An 18212-nucleotide genomic window follows, 5' to 3' on the forward strand; every position below is an offset into this window, starting at 1 on the left:
ATCGGAGAATAGGCTGTAATTTCAAAAAGAACTCATGCAACAGTATTGCATATTCTAGAAGCAGCCTATTTTCTTCATCAACAACACGAGAACCAGCATGATCGGCCTGCCATTCCGGCGCAGCAATCCGACACTTCTTCGTGGGCAGCGCGTTTATTTGCGCGAGCCAATGCTGAGCGATTTTGCGACATGGGCCAATGTGCGCGAGCAAAGTCGCGGCTTTCTCACCCCGTGGGAGCCAACATGGGCTGACGACGATCTGACTAAAAGCGCATTTCGTCATCGGTTGCGCCGCGTTCAGGAAGAAATGTCCGATGGCACCGGCTATCCCTTCTTTATTTTTGACAACAAAGACAATCGACTTCTCGGCGGAATAACGCTGGGAAACATAAAGCGGGGCGTCGGACAGAACGGTATGGTTGGCTATTGGAGCAGCATATCGGCGGCTGGCAAAGGCTATATGAGCGAAGCCTTATCATTGGTTATCCCCTTTGCATTCAATGAACTAAGGTTGCACCGGATCGAAGCTGCCTGTATTCCCCATAATGTTCGTTCGATACGGCTTCTCGAAAAAGCCGGATTTCAGAGAGAAGGACTGTTGCGCTCTTATCTCAAGATCAATGGCTTCTGGCAGGACCACCTGTTGTTTGCCCTGATAGAAAGCGATCTACGCATGATCAATGGCAAGGTTGAACGCTCGTGAATGGTGTAACAAACAGGTTATTCTCAGCTTTTCTGCGCTGTGTAGCGCTGATCATTATCTTGACCTGTTCAGCAATTCCTTCTCTTGCCGTTGAACCAATAAAAATCTCTAAAGAAGATACCGCTCTTGACCTATCGCGCGCTGTAGAGCTGCTGCGCAATCAGGGCGAGAGCGTGCAGGTTTCCACAGCACCGGGAGCCGATGGAATCGTTCGCCGCATTGAGGTGCAGGCAGCGCCCAATTCAAACGCCTCCGGAGACTGGGCCGCCTTTTCCATTGCAAATCCGACAGACGAACAGATCGACCGCTTGCTCGTTGCTCCGCATTTTCGTCTTGTTGGATCAAACATAATTTGGCCTGATCTTGGCTCAGCGCGTATTTCGTCGATAACACCCAGTGAGGGCTTTACGCTCGACAGACAGCCAAGCGAAGACGCTGATGTCTTCCTCATTACGTTAAATCCGAAAACCGTTGTAACCTTCGTCGCTCAGCTTTCGTCGCACAATCTGCCACAGCTTTATTTGTGGGAACCGGAAGCCTACAAGGATGCCGTCAACTCCTACACGCTGTATCGCGGCATTCTGCTCGGCATTTCCGGCCTTCTGGCACTGTTTTTGACGATTCTTTTCGTCGTTAAGGGTACCTCGCTTTTCCCGGCAACCGCAGCGCTCGCATGGGCCGTTCTCGCCTATATCTGCGTTGACTTCGGCTTCTGGAACAAGCTGATGGAGATAACGCCCGGAAACGAGCAGGTCTGGCGAGCGGGCACCGAAGTCGCCCTCGCCGCCTCACTGGTGATCTTCCTGTTCACCTATCTCAATCTCAATCGCTGGCACGACCATTTCAGCTATGGAGCGGTCACTTGGGTATTGGGCCTTATGGCTCTTGCCGGTGTTGCCGTCTTTGATCCACCTGTTGCTTCCGGCATTGCGCGCATGTCGCTGGCGCTGACGGTTGTGTCGGGCATCTTCATCATCGGCTATCTGGCGATTAAAGGCTATGATCGAGCGGTGATGCTCATACCGGCGTGGCTGCTCACGCTGATTTGGTTGTTGGGCGCGTGGATGACGGTTTCAGGCCAACTCGACAACGACATCATTCAGCCAGCACTTGGCGGCGGTCTGGTGCTAATTGTTTTGCTGATCGGCTTTACCGTTATGCAGCACGCATTCTCCGGTGGCGCGCTCCAGCAAGGCTTGCTTTCCGATATGGAACGTCAGGCGCTTGCAGTGATTGGTGCAGGCGACATTGTCTGGGACTGGGACGTTCCGCGTGACCGCGTTGTCACCACGCCTGACATTGCAAACTATCTCGGCAACACAGCGAGTTCATTGCAAGGCCCGGTTCGCAACTGGCTGCCAGCGATGCATGCGGATGATCGTGATCGCTTCCGCTCAACGCTTGATGCCATCCTCGAAAACCGTCGTGGGCGCATCGGCCAAATTTTCCGTCTGCGTGCCAATGACGGCCATTATCATTGGTATGCGTTGCGCGCCCGTCCTGTCATCGGTTCTGACGGCGAAATCGTCCGCTGTGTAGGAACGCTTGTCAACGTAACTGAACAGAAGAAGGCCGAAGAACGCCTGCTGCATGATGCGGTTCATGACAATCTGACAGGGTTGCCCAATCGCGAACTATTCCTTGATCGCCTAAGCAGCATCATGAACATGGCACGCGGCGAAAGCAGGCTGCATCCGACCGTGTTCATCATCGATATTGACCGTTTCAAACAGGTCAATGACAGTCTCGGTATGTCGGCAGGTGATACGATCCTGCTTACGATCTCGCGTCGTCTGTCGCGTCTGATGAAACCACAGGACACGCTCTCCCGCCTGTCATCTGACCAGTTCGGCCTGCTATTGGCATCTGAGAATGATCCGGGCCGCATTGCTGCCTTTGCTGAAGCCTTGCGACAAGCCGTTCGCGCACCAATCGCCTATGCAAAACGCGAAATCGTGCTGACGGCTTCAATCGGTCTGATCACATGGACGAAAACGGCCGCGTCAGCCGAAGATTTTGTCAAGGACGCCGAGCTTGCCATGCATCAGGCAAAGCGCTTCGGTGGCGACCGCATAGAACCTTTCCGACCTGCCTTCCGTGCGATTGGCAGCGACAAGTTACAGCTTGAATCCGACCTGCGCCGCGCACTTGAGCGCGATGAAATCAGCCTCGTCTACCAGCCAATTGTGCGGCTTGATGAGGGCACGATTGCTGGCTTTGAAGCACTGATGCGCTGGGAGCATCCGCGCCGTGGCAGTATTTCTCCATCAGAGTTCATTCCTATTGCAGAAAGCTCTGGCCTGATCGTGCAGCTTGGCTTGTTTGCCATTCAGCGTGCTGCTGAAGACCTTTATGCGTGGCAGGAACAGTTTCCGAAGCTCAATCTGTTTGTTTCGGTCAACCTTTCAAGCACGCAGTTGATCCGGCAGGATCTGATCAATGACGTGCGTTCGGTTCTCTCGCGTATTCATCTGAAACCCGGCACGCTGAAGCTGGAACTCACAGAATCTGTGTTAATGGAAAACCCCGAACAATCGGCGCATGTCCTTGCACGCCTGAAAACCATGGGTGTCGGCCTATCGCTTGATGATTTTGGCACCGGCTATTCGTCGCTTGCCTATCTGACCCGCTTCCCGTTCGACATCATCAAGATCGACCGCTCTTTCGTGAAAGGCGACCAGCCGCAAAAGACAACACTCCTGCGTTCCATCGTCAGCATGGCGCATGATCTTGGTTTGGCAGTGGTCACCGAAGGCGTTGATAACGAAAACGATGCACTGCAACTGCGCCAGATGGGTTGCGAATATGTGCAGAGCTTCATGTTCGGCGAGCCAGCTACGCGCGAAGATGCCACGCGTATCGTGCGTGAGCAGCAGGATGCAGCGGCAGCTTAGAGCACATCTTTTCCGAAAACCGTTTCACACTCTTCGCGATGCGCTCTAGAAAGCTTACTCAGGCATGACCGGCTTCTGAGACGAGCCGTGTCATGTCAATGCCCATCCGAGCCATCAATCGCTCGTATTTTCCGGTAATATCGCTATCGAAAAGCATATCCATCGGTGCTGAGCAGGCCAGCCAGCCATTTTCAGCAAACTCCATATCGAGTTGCCCCGGTGCCCAGCCCGAATAGCCAAGTGTCAGCAAAGCCTGTGATGGTCCGCTGCCACCATAAATCGCACGTAGGATATCAACCGTTGCCGTTAGGCATATGTCTTCGGTTACGGGCATTGTCGAGTCGACCATGTAATCGTCACTGTGCAGTACAAATCCGCGAGACCGATCAACAGGCCCACCATTACGCACAACCATATTCTGCGCACGTTTTGGCAACATGATCAGGTCTTCGTCGTCAACAATACCGATCTGACGCAGAATGTCAGGGAATCCGACGGGCTGGAGCTGATTGATGATAAACCCCATAGCGCCCTCTTCAGAATGGGCACAAATGTAAATAACCGCGCGGTCAAAACGCTCGTCACTCATTCCGGGCATGGCAAGCAGGAATTGCCCGTTTAAGAAACCCTGCTCCTGGTTTGGCTTCCTGAGAATGGTCATAACGATTAAGGTAGCAAGACTGTGCCAAATGACAATGAAAATCGCGCAAAGTTTCTCGTTGTGGTAAATAGCAGTTGATTTTTGATCGCATAGTTCAGAAACATTGCCCGCAAGAAATTCAATCGTGAATTGAAAAGAAAAGAATTTATGCTGGTTTACGGAATACTGACTTCAGCCGCTATTTTCCTAATTTACTCTATATATGTGCAGACAAAACTGTCTCCACTCATTGATTTCATCAGACAAAGTCCATCAATGACAAAAACAATCGGCGATGTATCTGATTTATATTATATTTTCACTATGCCGCGCGGCAATTATCGATTTGCGCTTTACCTCTGGCATAATCCGACACCGCCCAACGAAATCAACAATCATTTTCCAGACTATCCGCAACTGCGTACCATCTCAAACATCGCCTTCCTGATGCATATCGCATTAGGCACGGCGATATTTTTGACTTTCATTTTCAGCATGTTGGTAAAAGTCTGAATGAAAATATGCCCGCAAAAACACAGCCTTGATTGAAACATGATTTTCGATCAATCTCGCCAAATGAGATCAGTAAAGTTTCTTGCCCTTCCGCTTCTGTTAAGCACAATTCTCAGCGCACACGCTGCCACGTCCGAATGGACGGAAATCCCCGGCGGGAAAGTGCGCGTTATTCTTGAAGATACGAAGTCTGGTGAGGAACAACGCGGCGCATTGCAGATCAATCTCAATCCCGGCTGGAAAACCTATTGGCGTAACCCGGGTGATGCGGGTGTGCCACCTCAGATCAATATTGAAGGCGACACTCTAGCACGCATTGATTTCCCAACCCCTGTCTATTTTGACGACGGTGATGAAGGGGGTATTGGATACAAGCAATCTCTATCCCTGCCGCTGACATTCACATTAAAGCCCGGTGAAGATCGTCTGAAGGGCATTTTTTTTCTCGGCGTCTGTGACAAAATCTGCATCCCGGTTCAAGCAGAGTTCGACTTTCCATTAAATCAAGCGACCGAGCAATCGCCGCAAGCCATTGCGACGCGCACCATTGTCGAAACGGCCTTTGACCGCCTCCCTGCACCTGCATCTGCTGATTTTGGCGTGAAAAGTGCGAAGCGTGCGGACAACAAAGCCACTTTCGAGATTGCACTGCCAGACGCTAACGCACCCGCCGAGCTCTTTGTCGGTAGCGAACAGCTTAATCTTTCAGAAGCAAAGCCTGATGGACCGTCCCGCTTCACCGCAATGCTTTATAACGAAGCGAAAGACGGCGCATTGATTGACTACACGCTTGTGCAGAATGGCAAAGCCGTGTCCGGGCAAGTCAAGCTTGATTAGCTTTGACAAGCTGTAATTTGAAATTGTGAAACGCACCGTTATCGGCTTAAGTGTCGTGGCCTTGCTTCGCGCAAAGGCAGATGAAATTTAGCCATTCATACAGGTGGGCCATGACGGCAGAAGCTCACCTTCAGGAGAAAACAATGACGATTAAAGTTGGCGACAAGCTCCCCGCAGCAACCTTCAAGGTAAAGACTGCGGATGGCGTTAAAGAAGTGACGACTGATGAAGTTTTCGCTGGCAAAAAAGTCGTTCTTTTCGCAGTTCCCGGCGCTTTCACACCGACCTGTAATCTCAACCACCTGCCGGGCTATCTCGATAACCGTGATACCATTCTTTCAAAGGGTGTGGATGCAATCGCGGTTGTTTCGGTCAACGATCCATTCGTCATGGGTGCATGGGCACAGAGCACTGGCGGCGAAGGCAAGATCACTTTCCTCGCCGACGGCTCGGCACTCTTCACCAAAGAAATCGGCCTTGAGCTTGATGCGACCGCAGGCGGCCTCGGCATTCGCTCGAAGCGCTACTCGGCAATCGTTGAAGACGGCGTCGTCAAGACACTCAACATCGAAGAGCAGGCTGGACAGGCTGTGACTTCAGGTGCTGCAACGCTGATCGAACAGCTTTAATCAGAATTTATGACGCGCCCTGCTTTTGCAGTGGGGCGCGCATTTCACGTGTCAGCCATTTTTCAAGCGCAAGCGAATCCGGCTGTCCCGCTCTGTGTGGTGCAATCCACAATAGCATCCGGCGCGGCCCCGGTCGAAAGCCAAATGGAGCAACCAGCCGGCCCGATGCGATGTGCTCGGCCACCAGCATATGCGGAACCACTGCAACACCCAAGCCGCACAGCACAGCCTGAATCAACAGATAGAAGTGATGGAATGTAGATTTCGGTTCCGGAGCAGGAAAATCTGCATGGGCCGCCTTTTGCCAGTCGGCAAATGCTTCCAACCGCGTATGGGTCGCCAGCACTGATGCCTGTGCGAGATCGGCAGGATCAATCAGCGGGCATTGCGAGAGATAAGATGGCGCGCAGACAAGGCCAATTTCCTCACGCCCCATATCCCGGATCACAGCATCTGCCGGCGGTTCAATCACACTGGAGCGAATTGCAATGCCGATTTTATCACGCATAAAGTCAATCCGGTCATAGTTCATATTGAACTGCAACTCGATATTCGGGTGACTATCGTGAAAGCGGCCAATGCGCGGAATGATCCATTCCATCATAATGGACGACGAACAGGACAGCGTGAGTGGCCCGGGCTTCACGCGCTCAATGCTACCCTCGATGATTGAAAATGCGCTGGCCAAACCTTCCGCAAGCCTCGCACCTTCCGGTGTCGGATCGCTCAATCGCGCATTGCGTGTAAGCAATAGCACACCCAGCGAATCCTCCAGCGACCTGATCTGACGGCTGACCGCTCCATGCGTTACACATAATTCCTCCGCCGCTCTTGTCATCGAACGGTGACGCGCGACCGCTTCAAAAGCTTTAAGCGCATTCAAAGAAGGAAGTGGCCGCATTGAAATCCTCGTTAGCATCTGAGCATACCTGTGAGGTTATATCACAAATCGCTGATAATAAATCGCTTGCGGCGGCATGTCGCATTCTTTAGCTATCTGCCCATTTAAAAGCGCAGTTGCCGCCGGAATGTGCATTATCTTTTGATATTCACTCCTTCAAGCTCCTTCGCTTCGATTAATATGCTAGCAGGGAGGATCTGCAATGCAGCAAAAATCTCACGTAATGACGCCCGCTGAAAAGTCGGCCATATCGAAAATTTCGATCCGGCTCGTCCCGTTCATCGCGCTGATGTTCTTCATTAACTTCCTGGATCGTACCGCAATTTCATTTGCTGGTCCGAACGGAATGACTTCCGATCTCGCGTTGACCGCAGCGCAGTTCGGTTTTGCAGCCGGTATCTTCTTTGTCGGTTACATCATTCTTGAAGTTCCAAGCAATCTTGCGTTGCACAAGTTTGGCGCGCGCAAATGGCTTGCCCGCATCATGGTCACATGGGGCATTGTCGCCCTTCTGTTCACATGGGTTTCAAGCGCAACCGAGCTTTATGTTCTGCGCTTCTTGCTGGGTGTTGCAGAAGCTGGCTTCTTCCCAGGTGCAATTCTGTTCCTGTCGACCTGGGTGCCGTCACGTCACCGCAACAAGATTTTGGCACTATTCTATCTTGCACAGCCATTGACGACTGTGATCGGCGCGCCGCTTGCAGCAGAACTGATCGCAATGCACGGTGCATTTGGCCTCGAAGGCTGGCGCATCATGTTCTTCGGCGTTGCAGTTCCAGCAATCGTTGTCGGTATCATTACCTTCTTCTATCTGCCTGATACGCCAAATGACGCCAAGTGGCTGAACAAGGACGAACGCGATTGGCTGAATGGCGCTCTCGCTCAGGAAGAAAAGATCAAGGAAAAGGCTCCGGGACACCGCAGCGGCCTTGCTCTGACAGACAAGCGCGTTTGGCTTTTGTCGATCGTCTATTTCGGTCTGATCTATGGCCTTTATGCGCTGGCCTTCTTCCTGCCAACGATCATTGGCGGATTTGAACAGCAGTTCAACACCAAGTTCGACGTGTTCGATAAGGGTCTGATCACCGCAATTCCATACCTACCAGCCGCATTCGCTCTCTATTTCTGGAGCCGCGATGCAGCAAAGCGTGGCGTTCGCCCATGGCACATTGGTATTCCGGCACTGGTTGGCGCGATTGCCATTCCGGCAGCTCTGTTCATGCCAACCCCTGCAACCACGATCCTGATGATCACGATCACAGCATGCGCGATCTTCTCGGCACTGCCTAACTTCTGGGCCATTCCATCGCGCTTTTTGACAGGCACAGCTGCGGCAGCTGGTATCGCACTCATCAACACGATTGGTAACATTGCAGGCTTCGCAGCCCCCTATATTACTGGTCTTGTGAAGGATGCGACCGGGCTTTATGAAATGCCAATGTTCATCGTCGGTGCGGTGATGCTTGTGTCTTCGCTGCTTGCATTCTCGCTGACGGGTCGTCTCAAAGACCCAACGGAAATCGAACAGGGCAAGTAATCGACTTCAAAATAAAAAGCCGCGCTGAAATTCAGCGCGGCTTTTTTCATGTCTCAATTCGAAGAATTTACTTCACCTGAAGCGACTTGTGACCGTTATATTTGAATGGCTCCATACCGGCACGAGCGAGCTCGTCAGCACGTTCATTCTCCGGGTGACCGGCATGGCCTTTAACCCAGTGCCACGTCACCTTATGCGGCTTGCGCGCCTCATCAAGCGCCTGCCACAGCTCGGCATTCTTCACAGGCTTCTTGGCCGCTGTTTTCCAGCCATTGCGCTTCCAGCCCTCAATCCAGCCAGAAATACCGTCACGCACGTAAACGCTATCGGTATAAAGATCGACTTCGCATGGCTCTTTCAGCGCGTTAAGCGCTGAGATCGCAGCCATCAGTTCCATACGATTGTTGGTGGTGTCGGCTTCGCCGCCCTTAAGCTCTTTCACATGGTCGTTCCAGCGCACGATTGCGCCCCAGCCACCGGGGCCGGGATTGCCGGAACATGCGCCGTCGGTGAAAGCTTCAATATGCTTCACGCGTCAGCTCCGCTCAGTTCAAGACCATATTCGCTGGCCGATGTGACCTGACGATGGAAGCGCATCCGACGCACATATTCCATCGGATCTTTTTTCATCACAAAACTGCCTTCCGGCACATTGATCCAGTCGTAAAGACGGGTCAGCATGAAGCGAACAGCAGCCCCCCGTGCCAAAACAGGCAGCGCTTCAATTTCCGCCCCCGAAAGCGGACGCACGGAATTATAGCCGCGCAAGAATGCCGCGCCCTTGGTCAGATTGTAAGAGAAGTCTTTTTCAAAACACCATGCATTCAGACACACGGCCACGTCATAGGCGAGAATATCCGTGCAGGCGAAATAGAAGTCGATGAACCCCGACAGACGGTCGCCCAGGAAGAACACGTTATCCTGAAAGAGATCGGCATGGATGACACCTTCCGGCAATCCTGACGGCCAATTCTTTTCGAGATAATCAAGATCACCTTCCGCTTCTGCAACCAGACCCGGCTCAACACTGTCCGCACGTTCTTTCGACAGTTTCCACAATGGACGCCAATCGGGCAGCGTCAAACCATTGCGGCGGCGCATATCGAAATCTTCACCTGCGAGATGCATCTCGGCCAGTCCGCGACCAACCTCTTCACAATGCGCAACGGTTGGCTTGCGCATCCACATGCCTTCAAGGAAAGTCACGATTGCTGCAGGACGCCCTGCAAGCTCACCAATCGTAACGCCATCACGACGCACGACCGGTTGCGGGCATTCCAGACCGCGTTTGGCCAGATGCTGCATCAGATTAAGAAAAAACGGCAGGTCATCGCGGTTTACGCGCTTCTCGTAGAGCGTGAGAATGAATGAGCCAGTGGTGGTGTGCAGGAGATAGTTGGTGTTCTCGACACCTTCAGCAATACCCTTATAAGAGGTCAATGCACCGATGTCATATTGCTCAAGAAAAGCGCCAAGCTCGATTTCGTTAATGTCTGTATAGACGGCCATGCCGCTTATTTCCCCTGCATAAACTTTGGAATACCGACGACCCGGTTTTCGCCGTTGACGAATGCCATATCCTGCACTGTCAGTTCAACATCGCGTATTTCGCGGTTGACCAGAAAATTTTCTGTTTCAATCGTCGTTTCAGCCAGCTCTATTCTTACCGTGAAACGCGCCTTGAAAGCATCCATGATTTCATCAACGATGATTTCTGGGGCCGATGCACCAGCTGAAAGCCCGACCACTGAAATGTCGCCGATTTTGTCCCACTCGATATCGGAAGCGCGCTGCACAAGCATTGACATGCCAGCGCCAGATTTTTCTGCAACTTCGACAAGACGTTTGGAATTGGAAGAGTTGGGCGCTCCGACAATGAGAAATAGATCACAACCGGGAGCGGCCGCACGCACCGCATCCTGACGATTTGTGGTCGCGTAGCAAATCGATTCCGCTGCCGGTGCTGTCAAGTTTGGAAAACGCTGCTGCAGCTCTACAATGATACCCGCAGTATCATCCACCGACAGCGTTGTTTGCGTCACAAAGCCCAAATTATCAGGGTCAGCAAATTCAATTGCTCGCGCATCTTCGACAGTTTCAATGAGCGTGACCGTGCCGTCCGGCAACTGCCCCATAGTGCCGATGACTTCCGGATGACCCGAATGACCGATCAAGATAACATGACGCCCTAAGCGCTGGTGGCGCATGGCTTGTTTATGGACTTTGGAAACCAGTGGGCAGGTAGCATCGAGATAAAAAAGGTTCTTGGCTTCCGCATCCGCTGGCACGGATTTCGGCACACCATGGGCAGAAAATACCACCGGCTGATCGCGATGCTCTGCCGGAATCTCATCGAGCTCCTCGACAAAGATTGCCCCGCGCGACTGCAAACCTTCAACAACGTAGCGATTATGCACGATTTCATGGCGTACATAGACCGGTGCACCATATTTCTTCAAAGCCAGCACAACGATCTGGATAGCCCGGTCAACACCTGCGCAAAATCCACGCGGGCCGCAGAGGCGAATTTCCAGAGGGGGGCGGTTATCGGTCATGAAGCGTGCTCGCTGGGTTCGGCGTGAGGCGCAAATTCTATAAAGCCGGAGTTGGGCTTCAACGAGGCCCTTGTCAAGTCTTTGTAGCCTTTCGATACCGCCAGAACCACGCCACGACAACCCCTAAGAGCGCCAAAGCAAGCCCATACCAGGTCACAGCATATTGAAGATGGTTGTTCGGGAAATCAATAATTGTGATCCCGCCAATAGGTAATCCGCCGAAATTTGGCTTGTTATCAGCATCGATAAAGAACGGCACGGCATCATCAAGCGACGGAATATCCGCGCTTTCTGCCATGGCCGACCAGTCCTTCCAGTAAAAAATATTCTTGTCCGCATCATTATCCGGCAGGAAATAACCCGGTTTACTTGTGAGCGGATCGCGCGCCAGACCGGTGATTGTCACGGGCCCGTCGAGCTGACCATCAAGGCGCGTCTGCCGATCCTTCTTCTCATAAGGCACGAAGCCCCGATTGATCAGCACAAAGCGACCATCTTCCAGCATCAAAGGCGTATAGACGTTAAAGCCCGGCTGACCCTGATAGGTCGCCAGAAAATGCCGCTCGCCCTGATGCATAAAAGTGCCGGACACTGTGACAGGCCGATACTCGACCGTGCCTTCATCGCGATATATTTTTTCCATATCGGCGAGAGGCAACGGAGCTTCATGCACACGCTCCTGCGTTGAAGCGAGCAGTGCTTCTTTCCAGTTCAGCCGCTCAACCTGCCATGTTCCGAGCGAAATCAGAATTGCGAACGCGATAAGGGACGCGATCAGCACCCCCCATGGAAACCGTTGTGGCTTATTCGCCTCGTTCATTGGCCATCATCCAGACGGCCCTGTGCCGCCTTATTGCGATATTGCAGATTGATCAAAATACCCTTCATGCTGCGCATAGCAACAAGACTTAAGACAATCGCCAGCGGCACCCACAGCAGAAAATGTACCCAGAGTGGCGGTCCATAATTGACCTCCATCCACAAAGCAGACCCAACGACGATAAATCCAATGATCAGGATAACAAAAGCTGCTGGACCATCGCCTGAATCGGCAAATGAATAATCCAGCCCACAAGCGCTGCAACGCGGAGCAAGCGTCAGAAAGCCGTTAAACAGCTTGCCTTCGCCACAGCGTGGGCAATGTCCTGTCATTCCGCTCTTCACCGGATCGACCGAAGGATAAAGATCATGGTCCGACATTACACCCTCACACATGAAAAGAATAAAGGGCGGCCAAGTCTCCAAGGCCGCCCCTCACTTCATTCAAATCAATGATCAGCCACCATGGAATGGCGCACCCCAGCTACCCCATACATAAATGGCGCAGAACAGGAACAACCAAACCACGTCCACAAAATGCCAATACCATGCTGCAGCCTCAAAGCCGAAATGACGCTCCGGCGTGAAATCGCCACTCATGGCGCGGAACAGGATCACCAGCAGGAAGATCGTGCCAACGATGACGTGGAATCCGTGGAAGCCCGTCGCCATGAAGAAGGTTGCACCATAGATCGAGTCTTTAAACTCGAAAGGTGCATGCGCATATTCAAAGAACTGCACGAAGGAGAACAGGATACCGAGTGCGACTGTCAGGATCAGGCCAATGATCATACCTGTCCGGTCTTTGTGCAACAGCGCATGGTGCGCCCATGTGAGCGTTGTGCCGGACAGAAGCAGAATAACAGTGTTGTACAACGGCAGATGCAGCGGATCGAGAACCTCTAGGCCCTTTGGAGGCCATTGACCGCCGGTAAATTCAGCGCGCAGCACCTGATGCACTTCATTCGGAAACAGGCTGACGTCAAAGAATGCCCAGAACCATGCCGCAAAGAACATGACTTCCGAGGCAATGAACATGATCATGCCGTAACGCAGATGCAGAGCAACAACGCGGGTATGATGACCTTCGCGGCCTTCTTTGATCGCGTCTGACCACCACGCATACATGCAGTAAAGAACAATCGCGAGGCCGATGAAGAACAGCCAAGGTGTCGCCAGATTGATGCCGAAGAAAGGCAGATCACCCGCATTGATGTATCGCATCCATGCAATGCCACCAATGGCCAGCACGAATGCTCCAACCGAACTCAGAAACGGCCAGGGGCTGGGTGCAAGAATATGATAATCGTGATTCTTCTCGTGAACGTCGGCCATGTCTCTCCCCATGCGACCCGTGAGGGCCCTCTCTCATGCATTCCAGCCTGTTCGCCTATGGCACGCTCAGGCAGTTCCCTTGTCAACACAACATAGAGCCGTGCTGCTTGTTTGTCTTTGCGGCATTATGTGCCGCAAGCATTCTGTTTTGTCAGCTTCCGCTATTCCCATTGCTTTTATTGACCGGCGCCAGTTTTGCATTTGCAACTGGCTTGGGCTTCTCAATGGGGAAGAACGTATAGGACAATGTGATTGTCTTCACGTCCTTCAAATCGGGATCGTTTACGATCTCAGGATCAACGAAGAAAACAACCGGCATTTCCATGCTTTCACCCGGTTGCAGTGTCGTATCGGTAAAGCAGAAGCATTCCACCTTATTGAAATACGCCCCTGCACGCGCAGGTGCGACATTGAAGCTCGCACGCCCGTAGGTCGGATCATCAAACAGATTGCGCGCATTGTATTTGACCATCGTGGTCTCACCAATGCGAATTTCTATCTCGCGCTGTTCCGGCTTAAAATCCCAAGGCAAGGCATTCGATGTATTCGCATCGAAACGCACCTTGACCGTTCTGTCCAAGATTGTGTCCGAATACTGATCGACCCGCTGCGTTGTGCCACCATAGCCCGTCACCTGACAGAAAATACGATAAAGCGGAACGGAAGCGTAGGCCGCACCAATCATGCAGACGAAAAAAGAAACGCAGGCAATCGCCACCGTCCGGTTGGAGCGGTTGAGCTTCTTCTGCTTTTCGTCACTATCCTGCTGTTGAACCATTTTCTCCTCCCGAAAACGAATAACAGTCGATCAGTTCAAGCCGATTAAATCGACCTCGCAAATATATTGGCACCAAGCTTTGCAACCGTACCGATATAAACGAGCACTACAAACAGTAGCAGCGCAATCGCCAGACCAATCGAGCGATTGCGCTGTGCTTTTTTCTGCAAAGGCGTCGGAACGATCAGCTCCAGTTTTTCTGTCGGCAGGCTCTGCCCTGTCTTTTCAGTCACGACGCTCTCCATTCCATCTCCTCAGAGGATACCGAAGCCGCTCAGCAACTTCATCGTCAAGGCTTCAAACAGTAAAACCGCAAAAATCGCCGAAAGATAAATGAGCGAGAACCGGAACAGCTTACGCGCGGCAAGAAGCATCTGCGTTTCGCTGTCCGCCATCCACATGCGCCATGCGTAATAAACAAATGCCAAGCCAAGCAGCGTCGAGATCACGCCATAGGTGATGCCAGCAAAGCCCATAAGATAGGGCAGCACACCCACCGGCGCCATAATAACCGCATAGAACATTGCTTGACGGCGGGTAGACAACTCACCTTTCACATTCGGCATCATCGGGATGCGGGCAGCTTCGTAATCGTTGCTGGAAAACAGTGACAGCGCCCAGAAATGCGGTGGCGTCCAGAGGAAGATGATCATGAACAGGACAACACTGTCCCACGTGATTTCGCCAGTAGCCGCAGCCCAGCCGATCATTGGCGGGAAAGCACCGGCAGCGCCACCAATCACGATATTTTGCGGCGTCGAACGCTTGAGCCACATCGTGTAAACAACGGCATAGAAGAAAATCGTAAATGCCAGCAAAGCGGCCGAAAGCCAGTTGACCATCAGGCCCAATGTCAGAACCGAGAAAGCGGAAAGTGTAAGGCCGAATGCCAGAACCTGATTGGGTGCAATGACGCCTGCCGGGATCGGGCGCTTTTTTGTGCGTTTCATGATCGCGTCAATATCGGCATCATACCACATATTGAGCGCGCCAGACGCGCCAGCGCCGACTGCGATGCAAAGAATGCTGATCGCCGCCAAAACTGGATTCATGTGACCGGGCGCAAGCACCAGACCAACAAGTCCGGTAAACACCACCAGCGACATGACACGCGGTTTCAGCAGTACAAGGTAATCCCGCGCTGTCGCCTCGGAGAGTGCGAATGCATCATCGGAAACCGTGTTTTTTTCCACCAGAGACATTAACTTTTACAACCTCGAATTCAACCAACCGAAGCTGCGTTCGGCCCTGAACGCACATCGGTAATTCTGTAAACAGTACCCTCCCGGAAATGCATTCACTCCTATCGGAATTTCCGTTCCCAGCCGCAAGCCGATAGCACGCAGCACTGAATGCCGCCTGCACATAACATAGTTTTATGCGTGGGCGAACCCCTTTCGGAAATTCGCCCTAAGCAAGTTTACTTGATACGTGGCAGCTGTTCCCACTGGTGATATGGCGGCGGCGATGAAAGCTGCCATTCCAGTGTTGTTGCACCCGGACCCCATGGGTTTGCACCCGCTTCGCGCTTCTTCGCAAATGCCTCAAAGACATTGTAAAGGAAGATCAGCACGGCGAAGCCAGAAATGTATGAGCCGTAAGACGACACCATGTTCCAGCCCGCATAGGCATCCGGATAGTCGATATAACGACGCGGCATACCGGCAAGTCCCAGGAAGTGCTGCGGGAAGAAGACGAGATTGACGCCTACGAATGTCACCCAGAAATGAAGCTTCGCAGTGAATTCGTCATACATATAGCCGCTCATCTTCGGGAACCAGTAATACCAGCCAGCGAAGATTGCGAATACGGCACCCAGTGAAAGCACGTAATGGAAGTGCGCAACCACATAATAGGTGTCGTGCAGAGCGCGATCGAGACCGGCATTGGCAAGCTGCACGCCTGTTACACCACCAACGGTGAACAGGAAGATGAAGCCAATTGCCCAGAGCATTGGTGCGCGGAAGGTGATGGAACCACCCCACATGGTCGCTATCCACGAGAATATCTTGATGCCTGTGGGCACCGCAATAACCATCGTCGCGAACACGAAATAGCGCTGCGTATCAAGTGACAGCCCCACCGTATACATATGGTGCGCCCAGACCACAAAGCCGACCACGCCAATCGCGACCATTGCATAAGCCATACCGAGATAGCCGAACACTGGCTTACGCGAGAAAGTCGAGATGATGTGGCTGACGATACCAAAGCCCGGCAGGATCAGAATGTAAACTTCTGGGTGACCAAAAAACCAGAACAGATGCTGGTAGAGAATTGGATCACCGCCACCTTCAGGCGCGAAGAATGACGTGCCGAAGTTACGGTCTGTGAGCAGCATCGTAATGCCACCAGCCAAAACTGGAAGCGACAGAAGCAGCAAGAATGCTGTTACCAGCACCGACCATGCAAACAGCGGCATCTTATGCAGCGTCATGCCCGGCGCGCGCATATTGAGGATCGTGGTGATGAAGTTAATCGCACCAAGGATCGACGACACACCCGCGATATGCAGTGCAAGAATTGCAAAGTCGATTGCCGGGCCCGGCTGACCACTGGTTGAGAGCGGCGGATACAATGTCCAGCCACCACCAACACCCCAAGTGCCGGGTGAAGCAGGCATGAACAGCGAAATCAACAGCAGCAGCAATGCAGGAGGCAGCAGCCAGAACGAGATATTGTTCATACGCGGAAACGCCATATCTGGCGCACCGATCATGAGTGGAATCATCCAGTTGGCATAACCGCCGATAAGCGCTGGCATAACCATGAAGAAAATCATGATCAGCGCGTGCATTGAGGTGAACACATTGAACATGTGCTTACCGGCATCAAGAGCCGCATCGCCCTCAACGCCATAGACCATTGCCGCAAGGCCGTGGAAAATCTGAATACCGGGTTCCTGCAATTCAGCGCGCATAGCGATAGACAATGCGCCGCCGATGATGCCTGCCGTGATTGCGAAAATCAGGTACAGCGTACCGATATCTTTATGATTAGTCGAGTAAACCCAGCGTACCCAGCCTTTTGGCTTATGGTCGTCATGGGCTCCATGCTCGTGAGCTGCTGTGCCAGCCATGGAATTCGCTCCCGTCTTTCAACAGTGTTGCGTACAGGGCTTTTAAAAGCTCGCCGCAGCTACTTTATCGTTTGCTTTGTCTTCAAGTTGATCCCGTAGCGCCTTGTTGGCACCCGGAAGATCCGACGCTGCAGCACTCAGCCATGTGTTGTATTGCTCATCAGAGACAACACGCACCGCAATTGGCATATAAGCGTGATCCTTGCCACAAAGTTCGGAACATTGGCCATAATAAAGGCCTTCTTTGTCCGCCTTGAACCAAGCTTCATTGATGCGTCCCGGAATGGCATCCATCTTCACGCCAAAAGCCGGAATAGTCCATGAGTGGATAACATCCGCGGCAGTTACAAGAAGACGAACAGTCGTTCCGACCGGCACCACGACTTCATTGTCGACAGCCAACAGGCGCGGATAGACTGCGAGGTTTTCTTTGCCCGCAGCAGCTCGTTCGCCTTCTTTAAGAATGAGGGAATCAAAACTGACAGGGTTTTCCGTCTGATATTCATAGCCCCAATACCACTGATAGCCCGTCGCCTTGACGGTCAGCGTCGGGTCCTGCGGCGAATATTGCGCGGTCAGAAGCTGGAACGACGGAACTGCCAAAAACAGCAGGATAATCACCGGCCCAACGGTCCAGATCACCTCAATTGCCGTGTTATGGCTGGTCTTCGATGGCTCAGGGTTTGCGCTGGCGCGAAACTTGAAAGCGCACCAGAACAACAACGCCAGCACCAACAACGTAATTGGCACGATGAACCAGAGCGTATAGCGCTCAAACCAATGAATCTGTTCGGCTATTCCCGTAGCCGCAGCTTGAAATGTCATTTCCCACGGACGCGGCTGATCCGCTAAAGCGGTTCCGCTTGTCCACAGCAATGCGACAGCACCAACGACGGCACCCCTCGTTGTGGCAACAATTTTATCCACCAGAACTCTCTCCCTTTTTGCTCTTGCGAGCTGGACGCCGGACGTACAGACGGCCGTATCCCCCG

The 18212-nt window shown here is 52.5% G+C and carries 19 protein-coding genes; 6 read left to right on the forward strand and 13 right to left on the reverse strand.

Going from position 1 to position 18212, the window contains the following annotated elements:
* The first annotated feature begins 97 nt into the window (after positions 1-97).
* On the forward strand, positions 98-703 hold the full coding sequence (locus ACOZHT_RS02305; RefSeq protein WP_339508052.1) for a GNAT family protein: 606 nt from the start codon (positions 98-100) through the stop codon (positions 701-703).
* Positions 700-3597, forward strand: a complete 2898-nt coding sequence (locus ACOZHT_RS02310) for a sensor domain-containing phosphodiesterase (RefSeq protein WP_339508051.1) — start codon at positions 700-702, stop codon at positions 3595-3597. The genes ACOZHT_RS02305 and ACOZHT_RS02310 overlap by 4 nt, the downstream gene beginning before the upstream one ends.
* Positions 3598-3655: 58 nt before the next feature.
* Here the strand turns inward: ACOZHT_RS02310 and ACOZHT_RS02315 are convergent, their stop codons facing one another.
* Positions 3656-4258, reverse strand: a complete 603-nt coding sequence (locus ACOZHT_RS02315; RefSeq protein ID WP_339508050.1) for a YqgE/AlgH family protein — start codon at positions 4256-4258, stop codon at positions 3656-3658.
* Positions 4259-4405: 147 nt separating this feature from the next.
* On the opposite strand from ACOZHT_RS02315, the gene ACOZHT_RS02320 reads away from it, so the two are divergent.
* The 3 genes from ACOZHT_RS02320 (at position 4406) to ACOZHT_RS02330 (ending at position 6216) form a co-directional block, all read left to right on the forward strand.
* Entirely contained in the window at positions 4406-4750 is a 345-nt protein-coding gene (locus tag ACOZHT_RS02320; protein ID WP_339508049.1) for a hypothetical protein, read from the forward strand.
* 63 nt (positions 4751-4813) lie between these two features.
* A complete protein-coding gene (locus ACOZHT_RS02325; RefSeq protein ID WP_421565301.1) occupies positions 4814-5587 on the forward strand; it encodes a protein-disulfide reductase DsbD domain-containing protein in 774 nt (257 codons plus the stop codon).
* Between the two features lie 143 nt (positions 5588-5730).
* Complete coding sequence (locus ACOZHT_RS02330; RefSeq protein WP_421565302.1) at positions 5731-6216, forward strand: peroxiredoxin; 486 nt, start codon at positions 5731-5733, stop codon at positions 6214-6216.
* A gap of 7 nt (positions 6217-6223) precedes the next feature.
* Here the strand turns inward: ACOZHT_RS02330 and ACOZHT_RS02335 are convergent, their stop codons facing one another.
* Complete coding sequence (locus ACOZHT_RS02335) at positions 6224-7117, reverse strand: LysR substrate-binding domain-containing protein (protein WP_339508046.1); 894 nt, start codon at positions 7115-7117, stop codon at positions 6224-6226.
* A 202-nt stretch (positions 7118-7319) separates the two neighbouring features.
* On the opposite strand from ACOZHT_RS02335, the gene ACOZHT_RS02340 reads away from it, so the two are divergent.
* Positions 7320-8654 carry an MFS transporter gene (locus ACOZHT_RS02340; RefSeq protein ID WP_421565303.1) on the forward strand — a complete coding sequence of 445 codons (1335 nt, stop codon included), beginning with the start codon at positions 7320-7322 and terminating at the stop codon, positions 8652-8654.
* Positions 8655-8721: 67 nt separating this feature from the next.
* Here ACOZHT_RS02340 and rnhA read toward each other — a convergent pair whose 3' ends face one another.
* The 11 genes from rnhA to coxB all read right to left on the reverse strand — a co-directional run bounded on the left by rnhA (position 8722) and on the right by coxB (position 18147).
* Positions 8722-9186 (reverse strand): ribonuclease HI, encoded by a 465-nt coding sequence (rnhA, locus tag ACOZHT_RS02345; RefSeq protein WP_339508044.1) that lies wholly within the window; start codon positions 9184-9186, stop codon positions 8722-8724.
* Positions 9183-10163: a homoserine kinase gene (locus tag ACOZHT_RS02350; RefSeq protein ID WP_339508041.1), complete on the reverse strand. Its 981-nt coding sequence runs from the start codon at positions 10161-10163 to the stop codon at positions 9183-9185. The genes rnhA and ACOZHT_RS02350 overlap by 4 nt, the downstream gene beginning before the upstream one ends.
* 5 nt (positions 10164-10168) lie before the next feature.
* Complete coding sequence (ispH, locus tag ACOZHT_RS02355; protein WP_339508040.1) at positions 10169-11209, reverse strand: 4-hydroxy-3-methylbut-2-enyl diphosphate reductase; 1041 nt, start codon at positions 11207-11209, stop codon at positions 10169-10171.
* Between the two features lie 73 nt (positions 11210-11282).
* Entirely contained in the window at positions 11283-12029 is a 747-nt protein-coding gene (locus ACOZHT_RS02360) for an SURF1 family protein (protein WP_339508038.1), read from the reverse strand.
* Positions 12026-12409: a DUF983 domain-containing protein gene (locus tag ACOZHT_RS02365; RefSeq protein WP_339508036.1), complete on the reverse strand. Its 384-nt coding sequence runs from the start codon at positions 12407-12409 to the stop codon at positions 12026-12028. Before ACOZHT_RS02365 ends, ACOZHT_RS02360 begins: the two co-directional genes overlap by 4 nt.
* A gap of 75 nt (positions 12410-12484) precedes the next feature.
* Complete coding sequence (locus tag ACOZHT_RS02370) at positions 12485-13363, reverse strand: cytochrome c oxidase subunit 3 (RefSeq protein ID WP_339508034.1); 879 nt, start codon at positions 13361-13363, stop codon at positions 12485-12487.
* A gap of 151 nt (positions 13364-13514) precedes the next feature.
* Positions 13515-14141 (reverse strand): cytochrome c oxidase assembly protein, encoded by a 627-nt coding sequence (locus tag ACOZHT_RS02375; RefSeq protein ID WP_339508032.1) that lies wholly within the window; start codon positions 14139-14141, stop codon positions 13515-13517.
* Between the two features lie 44 nt (positions 14142-14185).
* Positions 14186-14374, reverse strand: coding sequence for a hypothetical protein (locus ACOZHT_RS02380; RefSeq protein WP_421565304.1), 189 nt, complete (start codon positions 14372-14374; stop codon positions 14186-14188).
* Positions 14375-14395: 21 nt separating this feature from the next.
* Positions 14396-15343, reverse strand: coding sequence for a heme o synthase (gene cyoE / locus ACOZHT_RS02385; protein ID WP_339508029.1), 948 nt, complete (start codon positions 15341-15343; stop codon positions 14396-14398).
* A 218-nt stretch (positions 15344-15561) separates the two neighbouring features.
* Entirely contained in the window at positions 15562-17220 is a 1659-nt protein-coding gene (gene ctaD / locus ACOZHT_RS02390) for a cytochrome c oxidase subunit I (protein WP_339508028.1), read from the reverse strand.
* A gap of 42 nt (positions 17221-17262) precedes the next feature.
* Positions 17263-18147 carry a cytochrome c oxidase subunit II gene (gene coxB / locus ACOZHT_RS02395; RefSeq protein WP_339508026.1) on the reverse strand — a complete coding sequence of 295 codons (885 nt, stop codon included), beginning with the start codon at positions 18145-18147 and terminating at the stop codon, positions 17263-17265.
* Positions 18148-18212: the final 65 nt, after the last annotated feature.

It is taken from the genome of Ochrobactrum sp. EDr1-4, assembly GCF_049199085.1.
Taxonomy (GTDB): domain Bacteria; phylum Pseudomonadota; class Alphaproteobacteria; order Rhizobiales; family Rhizobiaceae; genus Brucella.

What these genes read in the sequence shown, in the direction of transcription:
- ACOZHT_RS02350 (WP_339508041.1), bottom strand. Translation starts at nt 10,163, where the DNA reads ATGGCCGTCTATACAGACATTAACGAAATCGAGCTTGGCGCTTTTCTT.
- ACOZHT_RS02325 (WP_421565301.1), top strand. Translation starts at nt 4,814, where the DNA reads ATGAGATCAGTAAAGTTTCTTGCCCTTCCGCTTCTGTTAAGCACAATT.
- ACOZHT_RS02305 (WP_339508052.1), top strand. Translation starts at nt 98, where the DNA reads ATGATCGGCCTGCCATTCCGGCGCAGCAATCCGACACTTCTTCGTGGG.
- ACOZHT_RS02315 (WP_339508050.1), bottom strand. Translation starts at nt 4,258, where the DNA reads ATGACCATTCTCAGGAAGCCAAACCAGGAGCAGGGTTTCTTAAACGGG.
- ACOZHT_RS02320 (WP_339508049.1), top strand. Translation starts at nt 4,406, where the DNA reads ATGCTGGTTTACGGAATACTGACTTCAGCCGCTATTTTCCTAATTTAC.
- ACOZHT_RS02370 (WP_339508034.1), bottom strand. Translation starts at nt 13,363, where the DNA reads ATGGCCGACGTTCACGAGAAGAATCACGATTATCATATTCTTGCACCC.
- cyoE (WP_339508029.1), bottom strand. Translation starts at nt 15,343, where the DNA reads ATGTCTCTGGTGGAAAAAAACACGGTTTCCGATGATGCATTCGCACTC.
- ACOZHT_RS02340 (WP_421565303.1), top strand. Translation starts at nt 7,320, where the DNA reads ATGCAGCAAAAATCTCACGTAATGACGCCCGCTGAAAAGTCGGCCATA.
- ACOZHT_RS02365 (WP_339508036.1), bottom strand. Translation starts at nt 12,409, where the DNA reads ATGTCGGACCATGATCTTTATCCTTCGGTCGATCCGGTGAAGAGCGGA.
- ispH (WP_339508040.1), bottom strand. Translation starts at nt 11,209, where the DNA reads ATGACCGATAACCGCCCCCCTCTGGAAATTCGCCTCTGCGGCCCGCGT.
- ctaD (WP_339508028.1), bottom strand. Translation starts at nt 17,220, where the DNA reads ATGGCTGGCACAGCAGCTCACGAGCATGGAGCCCATGACGACCATAAG.
- ACOZHT_RS02360 (WP_339508038.1), bottom strand. Translation starts at nt 12,029, where the DNA reads ATGAACGAGGCGAATAAGCCACAACGGTTTCCATGGGGGGTGCTGATC.
- ACOZHT_RS02330 (WP_421565302.1), top strand. Translation starts at nt 5,731, where the DNA reads ATGACGATTAAAGTTGGCGACAAGCTCCCCGCAGCAACCTTCAAGGTA.
- ACOZHT_RS02335 (WP_339508046.1), bottom strand. Translation starts at nt 7,117, where the DNA reads ATGCGGCCACTTCCTTCTTTGAATGCGCTTAAAGCTTTTGAAGCGGTC.
- ACOZHT_RS02375 (WP_339508032.1), bottom strand. Translation starts at nt 14,141, where the DNA reads ATGGTTCAACAGCAGGATAGTGACGAAAAGCAGAAGAAGCTCAACCGC.